The organism is Herbidospora sp. RD11066, assembly GCF_054661255.1.
The window spans coordinates 387,229-403,156 of the sequence record NZ_BAAGDO010000002.1; the positions used below are offsets into that span (position 1 = coordinate 387,229).

The 15,928-nt window shown below is 70.2% G+C and carries 14 protein-coding genes and 1 riboswitch; of the genes, 5 read left to right on the plus strand and 9 right to left on the minus strand.

Features of this window, described 5'->3' with window-relative positions; translation table 11 throughout:
- Positions 1-94: 94 nt before the first annotated feature.
- Both ACYQ78_RS08315 and ACYQ78_RS08320 read right to left on the minus strand, forming a co-directional pair.
- Positions 95-1,402 carry an FAD-binding oxidoreductase gene (locus ACYQ78_RS08315; protein ID WP_459800143.1) on the minus strand — a complete coding sequence of 436 codons (1,308 nt, stop codon included), beginning with the start codon at positions 1,400-1,402 and terminating at the stop codon, positions 95-97.
- A gap of 5 nt (positions 1,403-1,407) precedes the next feature.
- Positions 1,408-2,376 carry a hypothetical protein gene (locus ACYQ78_RS08320; protein ID WP_459800144.1) on the minus strand — a complete coding sequence of 323 codons (969 nt, stop codon included), beginning with the start codon at positions 2,374-2,376 and terminating at the stop codon, positions 1,408-1,410.
- Positions 2,377-2,433: 57 nt separating this feature from the next.
- On the opposite strand from ACYQ78_RS08320, the gene ACYQ78_RS08325 reads away from it, so the two are divergent.
- Both ACYQ78_RS08325 and ACYQ78_RS08330 read left to right on the plus strand, forming a co-directional pair.
- The gene (locus ACYQ78_RS08325; RefSeq protein WP_459800145.1) at positions 2,434-3,492 is read left to right on the plus strand and encodes a methyltransferase; all 1,059 of its coding nucleotides are present in this window, start codon (positions 2,434-2,436) and stop codon (positions 3,490-3,492) included.
- Between the two features lie 358 nt (positions 3,493-3,850).
- Positions 3,851-4,447: an ABATE domain-containing protein gene (locus ACYQ78_RS08330; protein WP_459800146.1), complete on the plus strand. Its 597-nt coding sequence runs from the start codon at positions 3,851-3,853 to the stop codon at positions 4,445-4,447.
- 31 nt (positions 4,448-4,478) lie between these two features.
- Here the strand turns inward: ACYQ78_RS08330 and ACYQ78_RS08335 are convergent, their stop codons facing one another.
- The 4 genes from ACYQ78_RS08335 to ACYQ78_RS08350 all read right to left on the minus strand — a co-directional run bounded on the left by ACYQ78_RS08335 (position 4,479) and on the right by ACYQ78_RS08350 (position 8,879).
- On the minus strand, positions 4,479-5,564 hold the full coding sequence (locus tag ACYQ78_RS08335) for an Rv2578c family radical SAM protein (RefSeq protein WP_459800147.1): 1,086 nt from the start codon (positions 5,562-5,564) through the stop codon (positions 4,479-4,481).
- A 225-nt stretch (positions 5,565-5,789) separates the two neighbouring features.
- Positions 5,790-7,244 (minus strand): ankyrin repeat domain-containing protein, encoded by a 1,455-nt coding sequence (locus ACYQ78_RS08340; RefSeq protein ID WP_459800148.1) that lies wholly within the window; start codon positions 7,242-7,244, stop codon positions 5,790-5,792.
- Positions 7,245-7,385: 141 nt separating this feature from the next.
- A complete protein-coding gene (locus tag ACYQ78_RS08345; RefSeq protein WP_459800149.1) occupies positions 7,386-7,925 on the minus strand; it encodes a hypothetical protein in 540 nt (179 codons plus the stop codon).
- A 186-nt stretch (positions 7,926-8,111) separates the two neighbouring features.
- Positions 8,112-8,879 carry an MBL fold metallo-hydrolase gene (locus ACYQ78_RS08350; protein ID WP_459800150.1) on the minus strand — a complete coding sequence of 256 codons (768 nt, stop codon included), beginning with the start codon at positions 8,877-8,879 and terminating at the stop codon, positions 8,112-8,114.
- 36 nt (positions 8,880-8,915) lie between these two features.
- Here ACYQ78_RS08350 and ACYQ78_RS08355 point away from each other — a divergent pair, with 36 nt between their 5' ends.
- Positions 8,916-9,095, plus strand: a complete 180-nt coding sequence (locus ACYQ78_RS08355) for a hypothetical protein (protein ID WP_459800151.1) — start codon at positions 8,916-8,918, stop codon at positions 9,093-9,095.
- An 8-nt stretch (positions 9,096-9,103) separates the two neighbouring features.
- Here ACYQ78_RS08355 and ACYQ78_RS08360 read toward each other — a convergent pair whose 3' ends face one another.
- Complete coding sequence (locus ACYQ78_RS08360) at positions 9,104-10,312, minus strand: L,D-transpeptidase (RefSeq protein ID WP_459800152.1); 1,209 nt, start codon at positions 10,310-10,312, stop codon at positions 9,104-9,106.
- Between the two features lie 138 nt (positions 10,313-10,450).
- A complete protein-coding gene (gene recD2, locus ACYQ78_RS08365; RefSeq protein WP_459800153.1) occupies positions 10,451-12,640 on the minus strand; it encodes an SF1B family DNA helicase RecD2 in 2,190 nt (729 codons plus the stop codon).
- Positions 12,641-12,670: 30 nt separating this feature from the next.
- Here recD2 and ACYQ78_RS08370 point away from each other — a divergent pair, with 30 nt between their 5' ends.
- The gene (locus ACYQ78_RS08370; RefSeq protein WP_459800154.1) at positions 12,671-14,014 is read left to right on the plus strand and encodes a serine hydrolase domain-containing protein; all 1,344 of its coding nucleotides are present in this window, start codon (positions 12,671-12,673) and stop codon (positions 14,012-14,014) included.
- 119 nt (positions 14,015-14,133) lie between these two features.
- A riboswitch (cyclic di-AMP (ydaO/yuaA leader) is annotated at positions 14,134-14,331 on the plus strand.
- Between the two features lie 12 nt (positions 14,332-14,343).
- Entirely contained in the window at positions 14,344-15,039 is a 696-nt protein-coding gene (locus ACYQ78_RS08375; RefSeq protein WP_459800155.1) for a CHAP domain-containing protein, read from the plus strand.
- An 11-nt stretch (positions 15,040-15,050) separates the two neighbouring features.
- Here ACYQ78_RS08375 and ACYQ78_RS08380 read toward each other — a convergent pair whose 3' ends face one another.
- Positions 15,051-15,782 (minus strand): SRPBCC family protein, encoded by a 732-nt coding sequence (locus tag ACYQ78_RS08380; RefSeq protein ID WP_459800156.1) that lies wholly within the window; start codon positions 15,780-15,782, stop codon positions 15,051-15,053.
- Between the last annotated feature and the right edge of the window lie 146 nt (positions 15,783-15,928).

Genomic DNA, 15,928 nt, shown 5'->3' on the forward strand with positions numbered 1-15,928 from the left:
GCTCCGCCTACCCTGGCCCCGCCCGCCGCCGAGGGCGCGCACCGCAACCGAACGCCGACCGACCGCGCCCGCCCGCGCCGCAACGGCGGGCGCGCTAGTGGCGGCCGGGCGCGAACACCCCTTCGGGGTCCAGCGCGTGCTTGATCCGGCCACGCACCACCCCGTCACGTCCCGGAGCCGGATGATCCACGTCATACCGATACGGGTGATACCGGGCGGCGGCGAACTCGGTATGCAGCACCGACAGCGTCTCGTGAGCGGCGGCGGCCGCCACCTCGTCACCGGGATCGAACCCGATCGACACCAGGTGGTCGAGGGTGTCGGCGTCCAGGACGTTCATGATGACCCCCGGCCGCCCGATCGGCCCCCGCGCCGCCCCGGACGCCAGCGCCCCCGCCCGCACCGCGTCCACCCCCGTGAACGGGATGAGCGGCAGGAACAGCAGCAACCCCCGCCCGTCGACCGCCTCGGCCCCACCCGCCGACTTCCTGGCGAAGAACGTGTCGTCAGGATCGGGCAACCCGGAGTAGGCGGCCCGCACCGCCTCCCCCGCAGCCGCCGGAGGACCGGGCGCCAGCCAGGCAGGAGCGAGCGACGCGAGAATCCCCGCCACGGCCTCCACCAGCGCCGACGCCCCGCTCAGGCAAACCTGCGCCAGGCACGACCCGTCGGACACGTACCCCCGCGCCGTGACCGGGTTGTAGATCTTGGAGCAGGGCGGCACGAGCCGCTGCGCCGTCCACTCCCGCAACAGGTCGACCGCGTCGGCCAGCCGTTCCTCCGGAAACGTGAACGGCAGAATCCGCACCGCCTCAGGCCGAGGCGGCAACCGGACGACCGCGGCCGTGACCACCGCCAGATCCGACTGCGTGAACAGGTGGTTCAGCGACGGCCCCACCCCGTGCGGATACACCGCGGCGGGATGCGCGGTGTCGGGCCACCAGCCCACCCGGGCCACCGTCCCGTCGGCCAGCACCACCTCGAGCCCGGCAAGGTCCTCGGTCCGCTGCCGGTGGAGGCCGACCCCGCGTTCGACGAGGTTCCCCAGCACGCTCGTGCTCAGCGAGGCGCCGGTCAGGTTGGGCATCCGCCCGGTCCCGGCCAGCGCCGCCGCGAGCGCCTGTTGCGTCACCCCTGGTTCGACGATCGCGTACCCCGCCCGGACGTCGACCTCCCTGATCTGGGAGAGCCCCGACAGATCCAGCAGCGCCGTGCCGTCGGCCACCGGCTCACGCGACCCGAGCCCCCAGTTGCGGCCGGTGCTGACCGGGTGCAGCCGCAACCCGCCGGCCCGCGCGGCGACCACCGCCGCCACCGTCGAGGCGACATCGGCCGGACGCAGGACGGCCGTGATGTCACGCTGCCGGAACCGGCCCGCGTTGGGGCCCAGAAGCAGAGTCATCGGGGTCAGTCCCGCGCGATCAGGCGCAGCCGCTGACGGGCGAGCTTCTCGGCCGAGGCGACGCCCGTCTCCGGTGTGGACGCCTGCTCCATGAGCAGGCTCGGCCCCTCCGAGCCGCCGAACCGGTCGCACACCCACAGATGGGCGTCGTAGAGGTCGGTCATCGCCGCGTTCAGGGCACGTCCGGTCGCGGGGGTGAGGGCGTCGATGACGCCGTCCTTCTTCAGCCGCCGCAGCGCCACCACCAGCGCGTGATGGTCGCGGGTCTGCAGCCCGCTGAACCCGGCGTTGACCGCCGGAGGCGTCATCGTGTCGCGCACGATCTCGTACAGGGCGGCGGGGAAGTCGGCGGCGTAGCGCATCGACAGCGCCGCGCTGCGGCACAGCCAGCCGAACGTCTGCACCGTCTCGGCCTGCCGCATCGCCGACTCCGCCCCGTGCAGCTGCCGCACGACCACGACCAGCAGCTGCAACTGCACGAAGAACCGCTGATGCCCCACCAGCCAGCGGTGGTCGGCCGCGGCGACGTCGTCGGCGGCGCCCCAGGGCGCGACCTTGGCGGCGGGCGTGATCAGACCGGTGAGGAACCCGGTCACCCCCAGCAGCATGTTGTCGGGGTCGGCGTCCAGAGTGCTGCCGCTGGAGGCCAGGTCGTCCATCACCAGCAGGTCGCTGACGAGCAGCGCCCCCGCCAGCAGTTCGGCGGCGTCGCCGGCGGCGCGGGCGACGTGGAAGAACCGGTCGTGGACGCCGCTCCCCCGGGCCTCGGTGTCGCCGGGATCGCCGCCCTGCCCGAGATGGCCGCCCGCCCAGGCGAGCAGGTCGGCGCGGATCCGCGCCGCTTCGGGGCCGGTCGTCATGGCCGCGTCGTAGTCGTGCGGCAGCGCGCCGAGCAGATCGCGCAGCCGGGCCTCCACCTCCGGCAGCTCCGACGGCAGCGCGTCGGGCATCGGCAAAGTCAGCCCTGATTCCATGGTCGGCGGCCACTCCAAACGTAACTAAGAGTAATGACAGCGATACTATAAGTCACCATGACGGATTCACTGGTGCCCACCATGACGTTGACCCCGATCCCGCTCATGGACCTGACCACGGGCTTCTGGCGCTTCAAGGTCCTCGCCGCGGGCGTCGACCTGGGCCTGTTCACCCTGCTGTCCCGCCACCCCGACGCGACCGCCGCGAAAGTCGCCGCCCAACTCGGCCTGCACCCCCGCCCCGCCCGGATGCTCCTCAGCTCCTCGACGGCGCTCGGCCTGCTCGACAAGGACGGCGACACCTACCGCAACTCACCGATGGCCGAGGAGTTCCTCGTCACCGGCCGCCCCGCCTACTTCGGCGGCTTCGTCACCTACTCGGACGTCTACGGCTACCCGGCCTGGCACCGCCTCCAGGAGGCCCTGCACACCAACCGCCCCACCACCTGGGATTCGGCCGCCCAGGAGAGTGCCTTCGTCACCCAGGACCCCGGGATCCTGGACAGCTTCTGGAAGGCGATGTTCACCCTGTCGTCCTTCACCGCCGACGCGCTCGCCCATGCCCACGACTTCGCCCGTCACCGCAGGCTCCTCGACGTCGGCGGCGGCGCGGGCCCGTTCCCTGTCGGGCTGTGCCGCGCCTACCCGCACCTCACCGCGACCGTCTACGACCTGCCGAGCGTCGCCGCGATGGCCCGCGACCGGATCGCGGAGCTGGGCATGTCCGACGCGATCACCGCCGTCGACGGCGACTTCCACGCCGACGGCCCCCTCCCCACCGGCCACGACGTGGTGCTGCTGAGCATGATCCTGCACGACTGGGACGAACCGGCCTGCCGCCGCCTGCTCCACAAGGTCTGGACCGCCCTGCCCGAAGGGGGCGCCGTCATCATCTGCGAACTCGTCCTCGACGACGACGAAACCGGCCCCGCACCGGCCGCGATGATGGGCATCAACATGCTCATCGAGACCGCGGGCGGCTACAACTACACCTACGCCGAATACCGCACCTGGCTCCTCGAAACGGGCTTCACCGACATCCGCACCCTCCCCCTGGAAGCGGCCGGCGCCAACGCGGCGATCGTCGCCTACAAACCCCACCCCGCCGAAGGCTGAGCAACGCGGGAAAGCGCGGCGCCGTCGCCGGAGTTTTTCTTTCTTCTCCCGTTACGGCTCCGCCCACCCCGGCACCGCCCACCGCACCGGGTTCCGCACCGTATCCGGCGCCAACCGGCCGCGCCACCACGCCCCGCGACGCCGAAGGTATCGGCGAACAGCAAGACCCACGCCCGGCGGATCGGGTGCACCTGCCAGACGGGAGGCGAACTTGAGAACGTTGCTCCCACTCTGCGAGGACGAACGTAACACGAGGATGGTTATCTCTTTGTTCCGTTCGAAAATAACAAGATTTGTGTGGGCCCGGAAAATCCGCACCCTCATGATGGGTAAAACGGTTTTGCAGTAGGTTGGAGGTGTGGCGCGGACGACGATCGGCGAAGAGCCTGTGGGCGGGCCGGTGGAGACCGTGCTGGGCTTCGTGAACTCGCGCGCCGACGGCACGGGCCGCACCGAACGCTTCGGCAGCGCGGCCGACTTCTCCGCATGGGCTCGCGAACGAGGGCTGATCGGCGACGAGACCGTCAGCGAGTCCGAAGCGGTGGCCGCGCGTGAGCTCCGCGCGGCGCTGCTGATGATGCTCCTGGCACACTCCGCCCACCAGGAGGCCACCCCGGAGCAGATCATGGCCGCCGAACGCCAGCTGACCCACGCAGCGGGCCTCTACCCGGTGCGCATCGCCATCTCGGCGGCCGGATCCACCGTCACCGGCCACAACCGCGGCGCGGCCCACGTGTTCGGCGACGTCCTGGCCGCCGCGAACGAGATCATCCAGCGCGGCGACTGGCACCGCATGAAGGCCTGCTGCAGCCATCCCTGCCGGCACGGCTTCATGGACCGCACGAAGAACGGAGCCCAGATGTACTGCGGCTCCACCTGCTCCTCCCGCGCCGCGATGCGCACCATGCGCGAGCGCCGCCGCACGCAACAGGACACGTCGCCTACCGGCACCTGATGACGGGCGGTCACCAGCAGCGCATCGGGCGTCAGAACAGGGTCGCCTGTTGCGGGGGGTCGGGCCGGCCGCGGCGGCCGTGCAGGGCGAACTTGTCGTCGGTGGCCCGGTCCGGCAGCGGGATCCCATACCGGGTCAGGAGCGGGAACAGGCGGGACCGGACTTCCTCGCGGTAGGCGGGCTGAACTTCCGAGCCGTGCGAGTACAGCCGCGTGTAGGTCTCGACGAGTTCGGGATGGTGGGCGCGCAGCCACGCCATGAACACGTCTTTCACGCCCGAGGCGAGATAGAGCGGCGTCCAGTGCACGCCCGTCGCGCCGGCCTCCGCCACCGCCCGGACGATCTCCTCCAGCTGCTCGGGGCCGTCGCTCAGTCCGGGCAGCACAGGAGCGAGGAAGACCGTGCAGTCCAGGCCCGCCTCCCGGATCGCTCGCACGGTGTCCAGCCGAGCCCGGGTGGTCGCGGTGCCCGGCTCCACGGACTGCTGCAGCTCGGGGTCCGGCAGGGAGACCGAGATGCCCAGGTGCACCGTCGTCACGGCGCTCGCCTTGACCAGCAGGGGGAGGTCCTGCCGGATCAGGGTGCCCTTCGTCAGGACCGAGAAGGGCACCCGCGCGGCGGTGAGCGCCTCGATGATGCCGGGCATCAGCCGGTAGCGGCCTTCGGCGCGCTGGTACACATCGGTGTTGGTGCCGAACGCGACGCGCGGCGGCAGCTTCCGCTTGCGCGCCAGCTCACCCTTGAGCACCTCGACGATGTTGACCTTCACGATGATCTCGCGGTCGAAGTCTTCGGCCATGTTCAGGGCGAGATGGGTGTGGGTGGGCCGGGCGAAGCAGTAGCGGCACGCGTGCGAACAGCCCCGGTAGGGGTTGAGCGTCCATTCGCCCGGCAGCATCCGCGCGTCGTCGGGAACCTTGTTCAGCGCGCTCTTGGCCAGGACCTCGTGGAAGGTCACCCCCTGGAACTCCGGCGTCCGCACACTCCGCACCAGGTTCGACATGCGGGCCAGCCCCGGCAGCGCGGCCTCGTCGACGGCATCGGTCCGCTGACGATCCCACCGCATCGGCGTGCCCGCACCACCAGAGGAGCGCCCACCATTCGGAGACGTCGTCATACCCTGCACCTCCGCCTTCGATCGACCCGACCACACCGCACCAAGAGCCCTTGCCGGTACGGAGAGATTCACCGACTTCCGGTCCAGCATGACCTAAACCGTTTCGTCCATCACGAACACGTCGCCCAACCCTAATCGCTCCACTCATGTTACCTGCAAAGGCGAATTTGAGCCTAACCGGCCCTGCATAAAATGCCGGGAAGGAGGGAGATTCCATGCCTGTGGTCACCGGCGCGGAGTTTGGCCCGTCTCGCGCAGGATGGCCTCCACACGGTGCTTGCCGCCGTGTTCGGCCCAGCCGAGTGGGGTCGCGTTGAAGCGCGTGTCCCTGATCGTCGGGTCGGCGCCGAGATCGATCAGCGCGGTGACCGTGTCCACGTCGTCGTTCCAGGCCGCGTCGTGCAGCGGCGTGGACTGGTGGAGGTGGTCGACGTCGAAGCCCAGTGAGGCCAGCAGCCGCACCGCCGCCGTCTTCCCCTGCCCCGCCGCCCGGTTGATCAGCTCCGGATGAAGCGCGAGCGCCCGGGCCGACAGCTCCGTGCCGAACCCGGTGACCGCCTCGGCGTCGGCACGCATGCACGCGGCCGTGAACGCCTCCATCTCCCCCAGCTCCGCCGAGGCACCAGCCTCAAAGAGGAGGTCGGCGACCTCGGTGTGCCCGTTGAGCAGGGCGAGCTCATACGGAGTCCGCCCGCCAAAGGCCGGATGCGCGCCCACCGCGTCTATGTCCACCCCATGCGCGAGAAGCAGCCCGGCCCGGCGCGGACCACCCCGGAGCGCCGCCGTCGCCAGTTCCTCACGCAACAACCGTCCCGGAGACTGGATCGTCGGACCGAGCCTGGCCTGCCACGGCCCCCGCCGGTCGCGTCCCAGCCCGAACTCCAGCAGCAGGTCGAGATGCGCGGTGTCATCGGTGAAGGACCCGCCGAGCCCCAGGTTGTAGAGGGTCTGTCCGTCGTTGGGATCGGCGCCCGCCTCCAGCAGCACCCGCGCCAGCGCGAGCCCCTGCGGATGCGCCGGCTGGTCGCCTTCTCCACCTCCGAACGCCCCGGTCAGCGCCGTGAACGGCGAGGTCAACCCGTCCCACAGGAACCCCGCGTCCGGGTCGGCGCCGTGCCGGAGCAGGAGCCGGGCCGCCTCGACGGACCGGCCGGGGGCCTGGAGGCGGGCGTAGGTCAGGTAGAGCAGCGGCTCCCAGTCGAACGGGCCGCCCTGCGCGCGGGCGAGCGCGGGATCGGCGGCCAGCGCGTCGGCCAGGGCGTCGGAGGAGCCGGTGGCGGCCATGGTGAAGACGTTCGCGGTGGCGAGGTCCGGCTGGCGGGCCAGCAGCAGGTCGGCCTGCCCGGTCCGGCCCGGATGGTCGGCGCCGTAGGTGAGGCAGGCCAGGCGCAGGAACTCGTCGGGGAGGTCGCCGCGGGGCTCGACCAGGTGCGGGGAGCGGGAGTAGCGGGCCACGGTGCCGAGGTGGTCGCGCAGCCGGGGCCAGCTCGCGAAGCCGTAACTGCGGGCGGTGACGAGCTGGGCGTCGGCCAGCTTGAGGGCCTGCGGCGGCCGGGGGTGGAACGCGGCGACGAGCCCGAGCGCCTCGGGGTCACCCGCCTTCGCCGACCGCAGGAGGGTCTTGGCCTGCTTGCGCAGCCATTCGACGCTGGGATTGTCGGGCAGATGGCGCAGGGACACCGGAACCTCGTTTCCATCTGGCCTGGCATCCGCAGTGATCAGGCCGGAAAAGAGGTCGGGCCGGGTCGTTCGAGGAACATCAGGTGGGCTCGGCCCTTCCCGCGGATCGGTCGCGCCCTGAGCGCGCCACCCAGCCTACGCCTATCCGCCCTTGGTGATGTTCGCAGCGGGCAGCGACTCCTGGAGTGCCGCCTCCGACCCGACGACGGCGTTGAGACCACCGTTGACGACCTGCGCGGCGGCGTCGCCGGAGACGAAGGGTTTCGAGGTCTGACCGTCGACTCTGATCAACATCCTGGTGGGGGTGCAGAAGAGGGAGACCTCACTCTGCATGGACGTGGCCGCCGCCGATTCCAGCGGACCGGAGAACCCGTTCTCCCGTGTCGTCTGCCCCTCGGCCTTGGTCAGGTCGATGTTCATGCTCCAGTCGGAGCCGGCCAGCCCGCACAGACCGGAGGGGTGGATCCACGCGATCAGGTCGTGGGAGCCGACTTTGATCCGCGCCAGCGCCCGCTCCGCCTCGTCGGGCAGCTGTTCCGGCCGGTCGGCAAAGCCCGTCAACCGGGCCAGCGGCCACTGGGACGGGTCTTCCAGCAACGGTTTCACGTCGGGCTCGGAGCACGCCGCGAGGACCGGTAACGAAAGGAAAGTGAGCACGGCGAGCGCGATGCGACCGATCACTGCGATTCCCCGTTCGTGCGATCCAGCCCCCGCCCAAGTCTACGAGCCGTTGTCGAGGCCGCGGCGCTCCTGCTCGGAACACCATACCCGCCATAGTGCACCTCGCCACCGACAAAATCGGCTGCTGCCGCTGCCTGATGTGCGCGGCCACGAGGAAGCGCTCGGGCGGTTCGGCGCTGCGCCGGTTCAGGAGACGGCCACGTCGAGCTCATGGGGATCGTGGGCGCTGAACACACGTACATCGGCGGGAAGTTCACGGAGCCGCGCCACGTTCTCCAGGCGCTGCCGGTGGTCGTTGGCGATCACGCGCTGGGTGAACGACAGGGCGCGCGGGCAGTGGGGCGGTGAGGCGACCTCGCCGTGGAACCAGTAGGCGTCGCCCGCGTGCAGCAGCCAGCCGTCCCCCGTGTCGACCGCCACCCCCGAATGGCCGCGCGAGTGCCCCGCCAGCGGGATCAGCGCCATGTGGGGAAGGTCGTGCAGGGGGCGGATCGCCGACAGGCCGAACAGGGTGTCGCCGCCCCGGTCGTCGTAGGTCATCCAGTCGACCCCGTGCTCCCACTGGCGCGACCGGTACCGCCCCTTGTCGGCGGAGTTGGTCGGCCGGGTCGCCGCCGCGTGTTCGGCGGCGTGCAGGTGGACGCGGGCCCACGGGAAGTCGCGCAACCCCCCGGCGTGGTCGACGTCGAGATGGGTCACCACGATGTCGCGGACGTCGCGCGGGTCCAGGCCCAGCGCGATCACCTGGTTGAGGGCCGCCTCCGAGTCGGCCAGCACCGGGCGGACGAGCGGCCGGTAGTAGCCGGGCAGGGCGCCGAACGTCGCCTCTCCGATGCCGAAGCCGGTGTCGACGAGGCACAGGCCACGGCTGGTCTCCAGGAGCAGGCAGTGGCAGACGATGGTGAAACCGCCCGGGGGGCGCATCGTGCCGCAGTTGAGGTGGTGAACCTTCACCGACCCATAGTGGCGGCTAAGGGTAACGTTGGGGCCATGTTTGCGCGTAAGCCCCTGGAAGAGCGGATCGCCGACCGGGTGGCCAAGCGGCCTCCACTGAAAGAGGGCCGGCACTTTGAGCACCGGCCCGCGTTCATCGTCTTCTGCGTCGTGATCAGCGTCGTCGTGATCAAGTTCGTGGGGGCGTTCTTCCTGATGAAGATCGGAGTCCGTTAGGCCACCTGTTACGCCTCCAGGGCGCTGCCCTGCTTCCACTTGGCGAACGACATCTGCCAGTAGCCCCAGCCGTTGTTCCACTCCAGCTCACGGTTGGTGCCGGTGATGTCGACGACGTCACCGCGCTGGAAGTGGTCGTAGAACCACTTGGCCTGCGTCGGGCTGGCGTTGATGCAGCCGTGGCTGACGTTGGCGCGGCCCTGCGAGCCGACCGACCACGGCGCCGAATGCACGTACTCGCCCGAGTTGGAGATCCGCACCGCGTGGTTGACGATCTCCTTGTAGTAGCCGGGATCGCCCTCCTTCTTACCGGGAGAGATCATGATCTCGGGGTTGTGCCGCGACATCGTGAGGTGCACGCCGCTGGTGGTGGTGTATTCGCGGGTGTCGCCCTTGCCGGCGCTGATCGGCATGCGCAGCTTCACCTTGCCGTCGACGCGCACGACCATCTGGTGGGTGCGGGTGTCGACCTTGCTGATCTGCGAGGCGCCGATCTTGATCGACTGGGTGTACGACTTGGTGCCCCACATGTCGCCCGCGCCGCGCACCCCGGCCAGGTCGGCGGTGAAGACGACCTTCTGGTGGGCCGGCCAGTATTTGGCGGTGCGATACATGACCACCCGGTCGGAGATCCACCGCCACGCGCCCACGGCCTTCTTCTGCGACTCCACGACCAGGGCGGCCTCGACGGCGGCCTTGTTGGTGACGTCGTTGTTGAAGGTGACCGTGATCGGCATGCCGACGCCGACGGTCTCCCCCTTGATGCCGGGGGTGATGTCGATGACGGCCAGTTCCCGCTTGGGCTTCAACGTGGTGAACTCGCTGGTCAGAGCGGCCGGGCCGCCCGCACCGGTCGCCTTGGCCGACACCGTGTAGGTGGTGGAGGGCTTCAGCGGCTTGTTGGAGGTCCACTTGGTGCGGGTGGCGTCGAGTTCACCCTCGATCTGCGCGCCCTGCGACTGGACGGTCACCTCGTCGAGTTCGCCACCGGCGGCCACCACGACGACCTTCTTGTCGGGGCGGACCTTCACGGCCCCCTCCGCGGGTGACACCTTGAGCGTCGGCGCGGCCACGGCGGGCTTGTCGCCGCCGCCCTCGGCCGTGCCGCCCCCCGGCGTCGTCGGCGTGGTTCCCCCCGAGCATGCCGTCAGTACCGCCGTCATCACGACGGCGGCCGTGACGAAAGGCAGTTTCCAGCGACTGGTCTTGCTGTTCACAACTACTCCCCCACAGTGGCAAAGCGCATACAAAACCCTATTAGGGCTTACCTGGCTTGTGAGCCACTTTCACCTGACTTGACTCACAATTCGGTAGCGATGCCACAACTGGGTCCTGACCTGCGGGTAAGACCCGGGTCAGAGCAGCCGGTGAGTGAGCCCGGTGTGCCGGCGTCCGGCGCCCTTCACGCGAACCGCCTGGCCGAGCGCCCGGCGCGAACCCACCACGACGACCAGGCGCTTGGCCCGGGTGATCGCCGTGTAGAGCAGGTTCCGCTGCAGCATCATCCATGCGGAAGTCGCCAACGGTATGACCACCGCCGGATATTCCGACCCTTGAGACCTATGGATGGACACGGCGTAGGCGTGGGCGAGTTCGTCCAGCTCATCGAAGCTGTAGTCGACGCTCTCGTCCTCATCCGTCAGGACGGTCAGCTTGCCGTCGTCGGGCAGGATCGCGGTCACCACGCCGACGGTGCCGTTGAAGACCCCGGCGGCGCCCTTGTCGTAGTTGTTGCGCAGCTGGGTGACCTTGTCGCCGACGCGGAAGACCCGCCCGCCGTACCGGCGTTCGGGCATCCCTTCCCTGTACGGGGTGAGCGCCTCCTGCAACGCCCCGTTGAGCGCCCCGGCTCCGGCCGCACCCCGGTGCATCGGGGCTAGGACCTGGACGTCGCGGCGCGGGTTGAGGCCGAATTTGCCCGGGATGCGCTTGGCGACCACGTCCACGGTGAGGGCGGCGATCTCGTCGGGGTCCTCGGCGGGGAACAGGAAGAAATCGGGGAACTCGCGCACCAGCGGCATCTGGCCGCCGTTGACGCGGTGGGCGTTGACGACCACGCCCGACTGCTGGGCCTGGCGGAAGATCTGGGTGAGCCGCACGCGTGGCACGTCGGGCGCGGCCAGCAGGTCGCGCAGCACCTCACCGGCGCCGACCGAGGGAAGCTGGTCGACGTCGCCCACGAACAGCAGATGGGCGCCCGGAGCGACCGCCTTGGCCAGTTTGTTGGCCAGCAGCAGGTCGAGCATCGAGGCCTCGTCGACCACGACCAGGTCGGCGTCGAGCGGGTTGTCGCGGTCGAAGGTCGGGTCGCCGCCGGGCCGCAACTGCAGCAGGCGGTGGACGGTGGTGGCCTCGTGCCCGGTCAGCTCGGCCAGCCGTTTGGCGGCGCGGCCGGTCGGGGCGGCCAGGATGACCTTGGCGCGCTTGGCGCGGGCCAGGGTGACGATCGAGCGGACGGTGAAGCTCTTGCCGCAGCCGGGCCCGCCGGTCAGCACCGCGACCTTCTCGGTCAGCGCCAGCCGCACCGCCTGGTCCTGCTCCCGGGCCAGGTTGGCGCCGGTCTGGGTCTTAAGCCAGGTCAGCGCGGTCGTCCAGTCGACGTCCTCGAAGACCTTCAGCCGGTCGCGGGAGGAGTGCAGCAGCCCCAGCACCGTGGTGGCCAGCGAGCGTTCGGCGCGGTGGAAGGGCACCAGGTAGATCGCCGGGACGGTCCCCTCGGTCACCGGGATCTCCTCGCGGACGACCCCCTCCTCGACGACCAGTTCGTCGAGGCAGCGGGAGACCAGATCTGGCTCCAGGCCGAGGATCTTGACGGCGTCGGCGACCAGGTTCGGCGCCGGAAGGTAGACGTGGCCGTCGTCGGCGGCCTGGGACAGGGTGTAGCGCAGGCCCGCCTTGACCCGCTCGGGGCTGTCGGCCGCGATGCCGACCGCCTGGGCGATGGTGTCGGCGGTCTTGAAGCCGATGCCCCACACGTCGTCGGCCAGCCGGTAGGGCTCGGCGCGCACGACGTCGATGGAGGTGTCGCCGTACTCCTTGAAGATCCGGACCGCGATGGACGTGGAGACGCCCACCCCCTGCAGGAAGATCATCACCTCTTTGATGACCTTCTGCTCCTCCCACGCGGCCGCGATCAGCTTGGTCCGCTTGGGCCCCAGCCCCGGCACCTCGACCAGGCGCTTGGGCTCCTCCTCGATGACGCGCAGGGTGTCGACGCCGAAGTGGATCGTGATGCGCTCGGCCATCTTCGGCCCGATCCCCTTGATCAGCCCCGAGCCCAGATAGCGCTGGATGCCGGCGATCGTCGCCGGGAGCACGGTGGTGTACGACCAGACCTCGAACTGCCTGCCGTACCGCGGATGGGCGGTCCAGCGGCCGGTCAGCCGCAGCGACTCGCCCGGCTGCGCACCCAGCAGCGGGCCCACCACCGTGAGCAGGTCGGTGCCCGACCGCTCGGTGGCCACCCGCGCGATGGTGTAGCCGGTCTCCTCGTTGGCGTAGGTGATCCGTTCGAGGACGGCTTCGATCACGGAGCCCGATTCCACGCGCCAGAGCGTAGACCATAGCCTGACCCCATGGTCTTGGAGAGTACGGCGCGTGCCCTCGCGCTACGCGTGGCCACCGAGCAGGCCACCGCGCGCATCCCCGCCCTGGCGGTCGTCCTGACCCGCGGCGGAGAGCTGATCTGGTCCGGCTACCGGGGCCGCGTGGGGGACGCCCCACCGACCGCCTCCACCCAGTTCAGGATCGGGTCGATCACCAAGAGCATGGTCGCCGTCATGATCATGCGGCTGCGCGACGAAGGGCTCCTCGACCTGCTCGACCCCCTCGACAAGCACCTGCCGGGCACCCCGTCGGGCGAGGTGACGATCGCCCAGCTGCTGTCGCACACCTCCGGCCTGACGGCCGAGCCGCCAGGGCCGTGGTGGGAGCGCACCCCCGGCGTGCCGATGGCCGACCTGGTGGCCATGCTCGACCCGATGACCAACCGCCACCGCCCGGGGCGGCGCTTCCACTACTCCAACATCGGTTTCGGCTTCCTCGGCGAGGTGGTCGCGCGCAAGAGGGGCCGGGGGTGGGCGGACATCGTCCAGGAGGAGGTTCTGCATCCCCTGGGCATGCGCGACACGACCGAGCGGCCGCGCGCCCCGCACGCGACCGGATACGCCGTGCACCCGTGGGCCGACGTGCTGCTGCCCGAACCCGAGCACGACGCCGTCGCGCTGGCGCCGGCCGGGCAGTTCTGGTGCACCCCGGCCGACCTGGCCCGCTGGGCGGTCTTCGTCGGCGGCGACGGCGCCGGGATCCTGCGCCCGGCCACGATGGCCGAGATGCGCGAGCCCGCCACGATCGAAGACGGTCCGGCGTGGACGTCCGGCTACGGCCTGGGATTGCAGGTGCGCCGCCACAACGGGCGGCGGCTGGCCGGGCACACCGGGTCGATGCCCGGCTTCCTGGCCACCGTCTACACCGACCCCGGCGACGGGGTGGGCGTGCTGTTCCTGGCCAACACCACCAGCGGCGTGCGCGGCAACGCCCTGACCGGCGACCTGCTCGACATTCTCGACGCCCACGAGCCGCCGCTGCCGGCCGAATGGCGGCCCGCGCCGATCGACGACGACCTGCTGGCCCTCACCGGCCCCTGGTACTGGGGACCGGCCGCCTACGTCATGCGCGCGCTGCCCGGCCGGGGCCTGGCGCTGGCGCCCGTGGGCGAGACCGGCCGCGCCTCCCGGTTCGCCGCGCTCGCCGACGGCACCTGGCTCGGCCTCGACGGCTACTACGCCGGCGAGACGCTGCGCGTGGTCACCACCGGCGAGGGTGTCCACCTCGATCTCAACACGTTCGTCTTCACCCGGGAGCCCTACGGGCCGCCCGGTCCGGTGCCCGGCGGCGTCGACCCCGACGGGTGGCGCTGACGTTACTCCCCCACTGAGTTGATTGTCCAAGTTTGACCGTTTTTAGGAGTTGTACTACCTTCTGGGGAACTCGAGGCGGTGTGACCTGCATAACTGCAGGTCGGCCGCCTAAGGACGACAACTAGAGATCGCCGAATCCGCGCGCCCCGCGCGGAACCGGGGAACCAGCGAGGACCCGGTGATCCCTCTCCCGATCACCAAGCACACACCGGGTCCTCTGGGGTGAATCGGCCTGAACCTCCCCTCAGGACAGGCCGTAGGGCGGCTTCCACGCCCGAATCCGTCAGCTAACCCGGTAGGCGCATGGAAGCAAGGAGTCAACCCCACCCATGCGAGCCCCCAAACCTGGAATTCGCGCTGTCCTGCTCTCCGGCGTACTGACGTCGACCATGGTCACCGGCGGCACCATCGCCGCCGTCGACCTCACCCCCGCCGTCGCCCACGCCGAAGCCGCCGCCCCCGCGGGAGCGGCACCCGGAGGTGTCGCCCTGGCCTACAGCCCTCTGCTGGAGGTCGCCAAGCGACTGCCGAAGGTCAGCGCCCAGCAGGTGCTCCACCTCGCCAAGAGCCAGGTCGGCGTCAGCGAGAACATGTACGGCGGCGGAACCAAGTTCCACGACTGGTACATGAACTCCGAGCGCGCCGGCGAGACCGTCCTGCGGGACGGCGGCAACCGCTTCGCCTATGCGAACGCCCCCTGGTGCGACATGTTCGTCAGCTGGGTCGGCGACCAGCTCGGCATCAGCCCCGTCATGGGCGAGGACGCCTACACCGTCCGCCACGCCGAATGGTTCGAGCAGAACAACCGCTGGGGCACCGCCCCCGTGCCCGGCGCGGTCGTCTTCTTCGACTGGAACGGCGGCAAGAACATCCACGACATCCAGCACGTCGGCTTCGTCGTCAAGGACAACGGCGACGGCACCATCGAGACCGTCGAGGGCAACACCGGCAACGGCGCCGTCGAAGTGCGCGAACGCCAGTCGGCGGACGTCGTCGGCTACGGCTACCCCGTCTACACCGGCTAAATCGACACGGGCTAGATCGACCCCAGCCAGCTCTGCCAGGCCGCCACGGCCTGAGCCTCGGGAATCTCCCCGGGAAACGCGTGGTGCTCCGCGACGACGGCGTCGCGGTAGCCGTGGACGAGCGTGAACAGCGACGTCGCGGTCACCACACACAGGAACCCCGCCTCGGCGAACACGACCTGCGCGTCGTCGGGGTTCAGCCCGGGAACGCTGACGCGGCCCTTCTCCGGTGGCTGCCCCAGGGAGAAGGCGTCGAGAAAGGCCGCCCACATCCTCGCGGCATCGGGGGTGGGGCGGCCGATCTCGAACAGCGCGTAATCGGCGGTCACGCCCGGGAAGTGCGTCAGATAGGCGTGGAGTTTGCGCAGGTAGAGGCCGTCGCCCACGGACAGGGCGTCGTACTGGTCCTCCCAGTCGCCGGTCAGCACCCCACTGTGGACGAACCGCAGGACGGTGCTCCCGCCCTCGCGGCCCTCCAGCAGATATTCGAACGCCATGAACGACCCGTCGGCGGCCTTCTCGCTCTCGTAGGCCAGCCGCTCACCCGGCTCCCATCCGGTGACGGCCGAATGGGTGGTGAACCCGGCCACCGTCAGCCGCCCCGCCCCGCCGACGCCCGGCTCCAGATCGTTGGCGCCCATGAACCACGAGTCGATGCCCGGGCCGGTCGCGATCGCCTCCCACACCTCATCAGGAGACGCGGGCAGGACGATTTCCTCACGGACTTCGAACTCGTGTGACATACCGGTCAGCCTAACGAGAGGGGATGGTCCCACCCGGCCCGACCGGAACACTCCTTCAATTAGACCGGAACACGGAGCCCGGTAACGCCGGTGGGGGCTGGGGCGGATATGGCGGTAGGCACCTGCCCCACGCGAAGAAAGGGCAG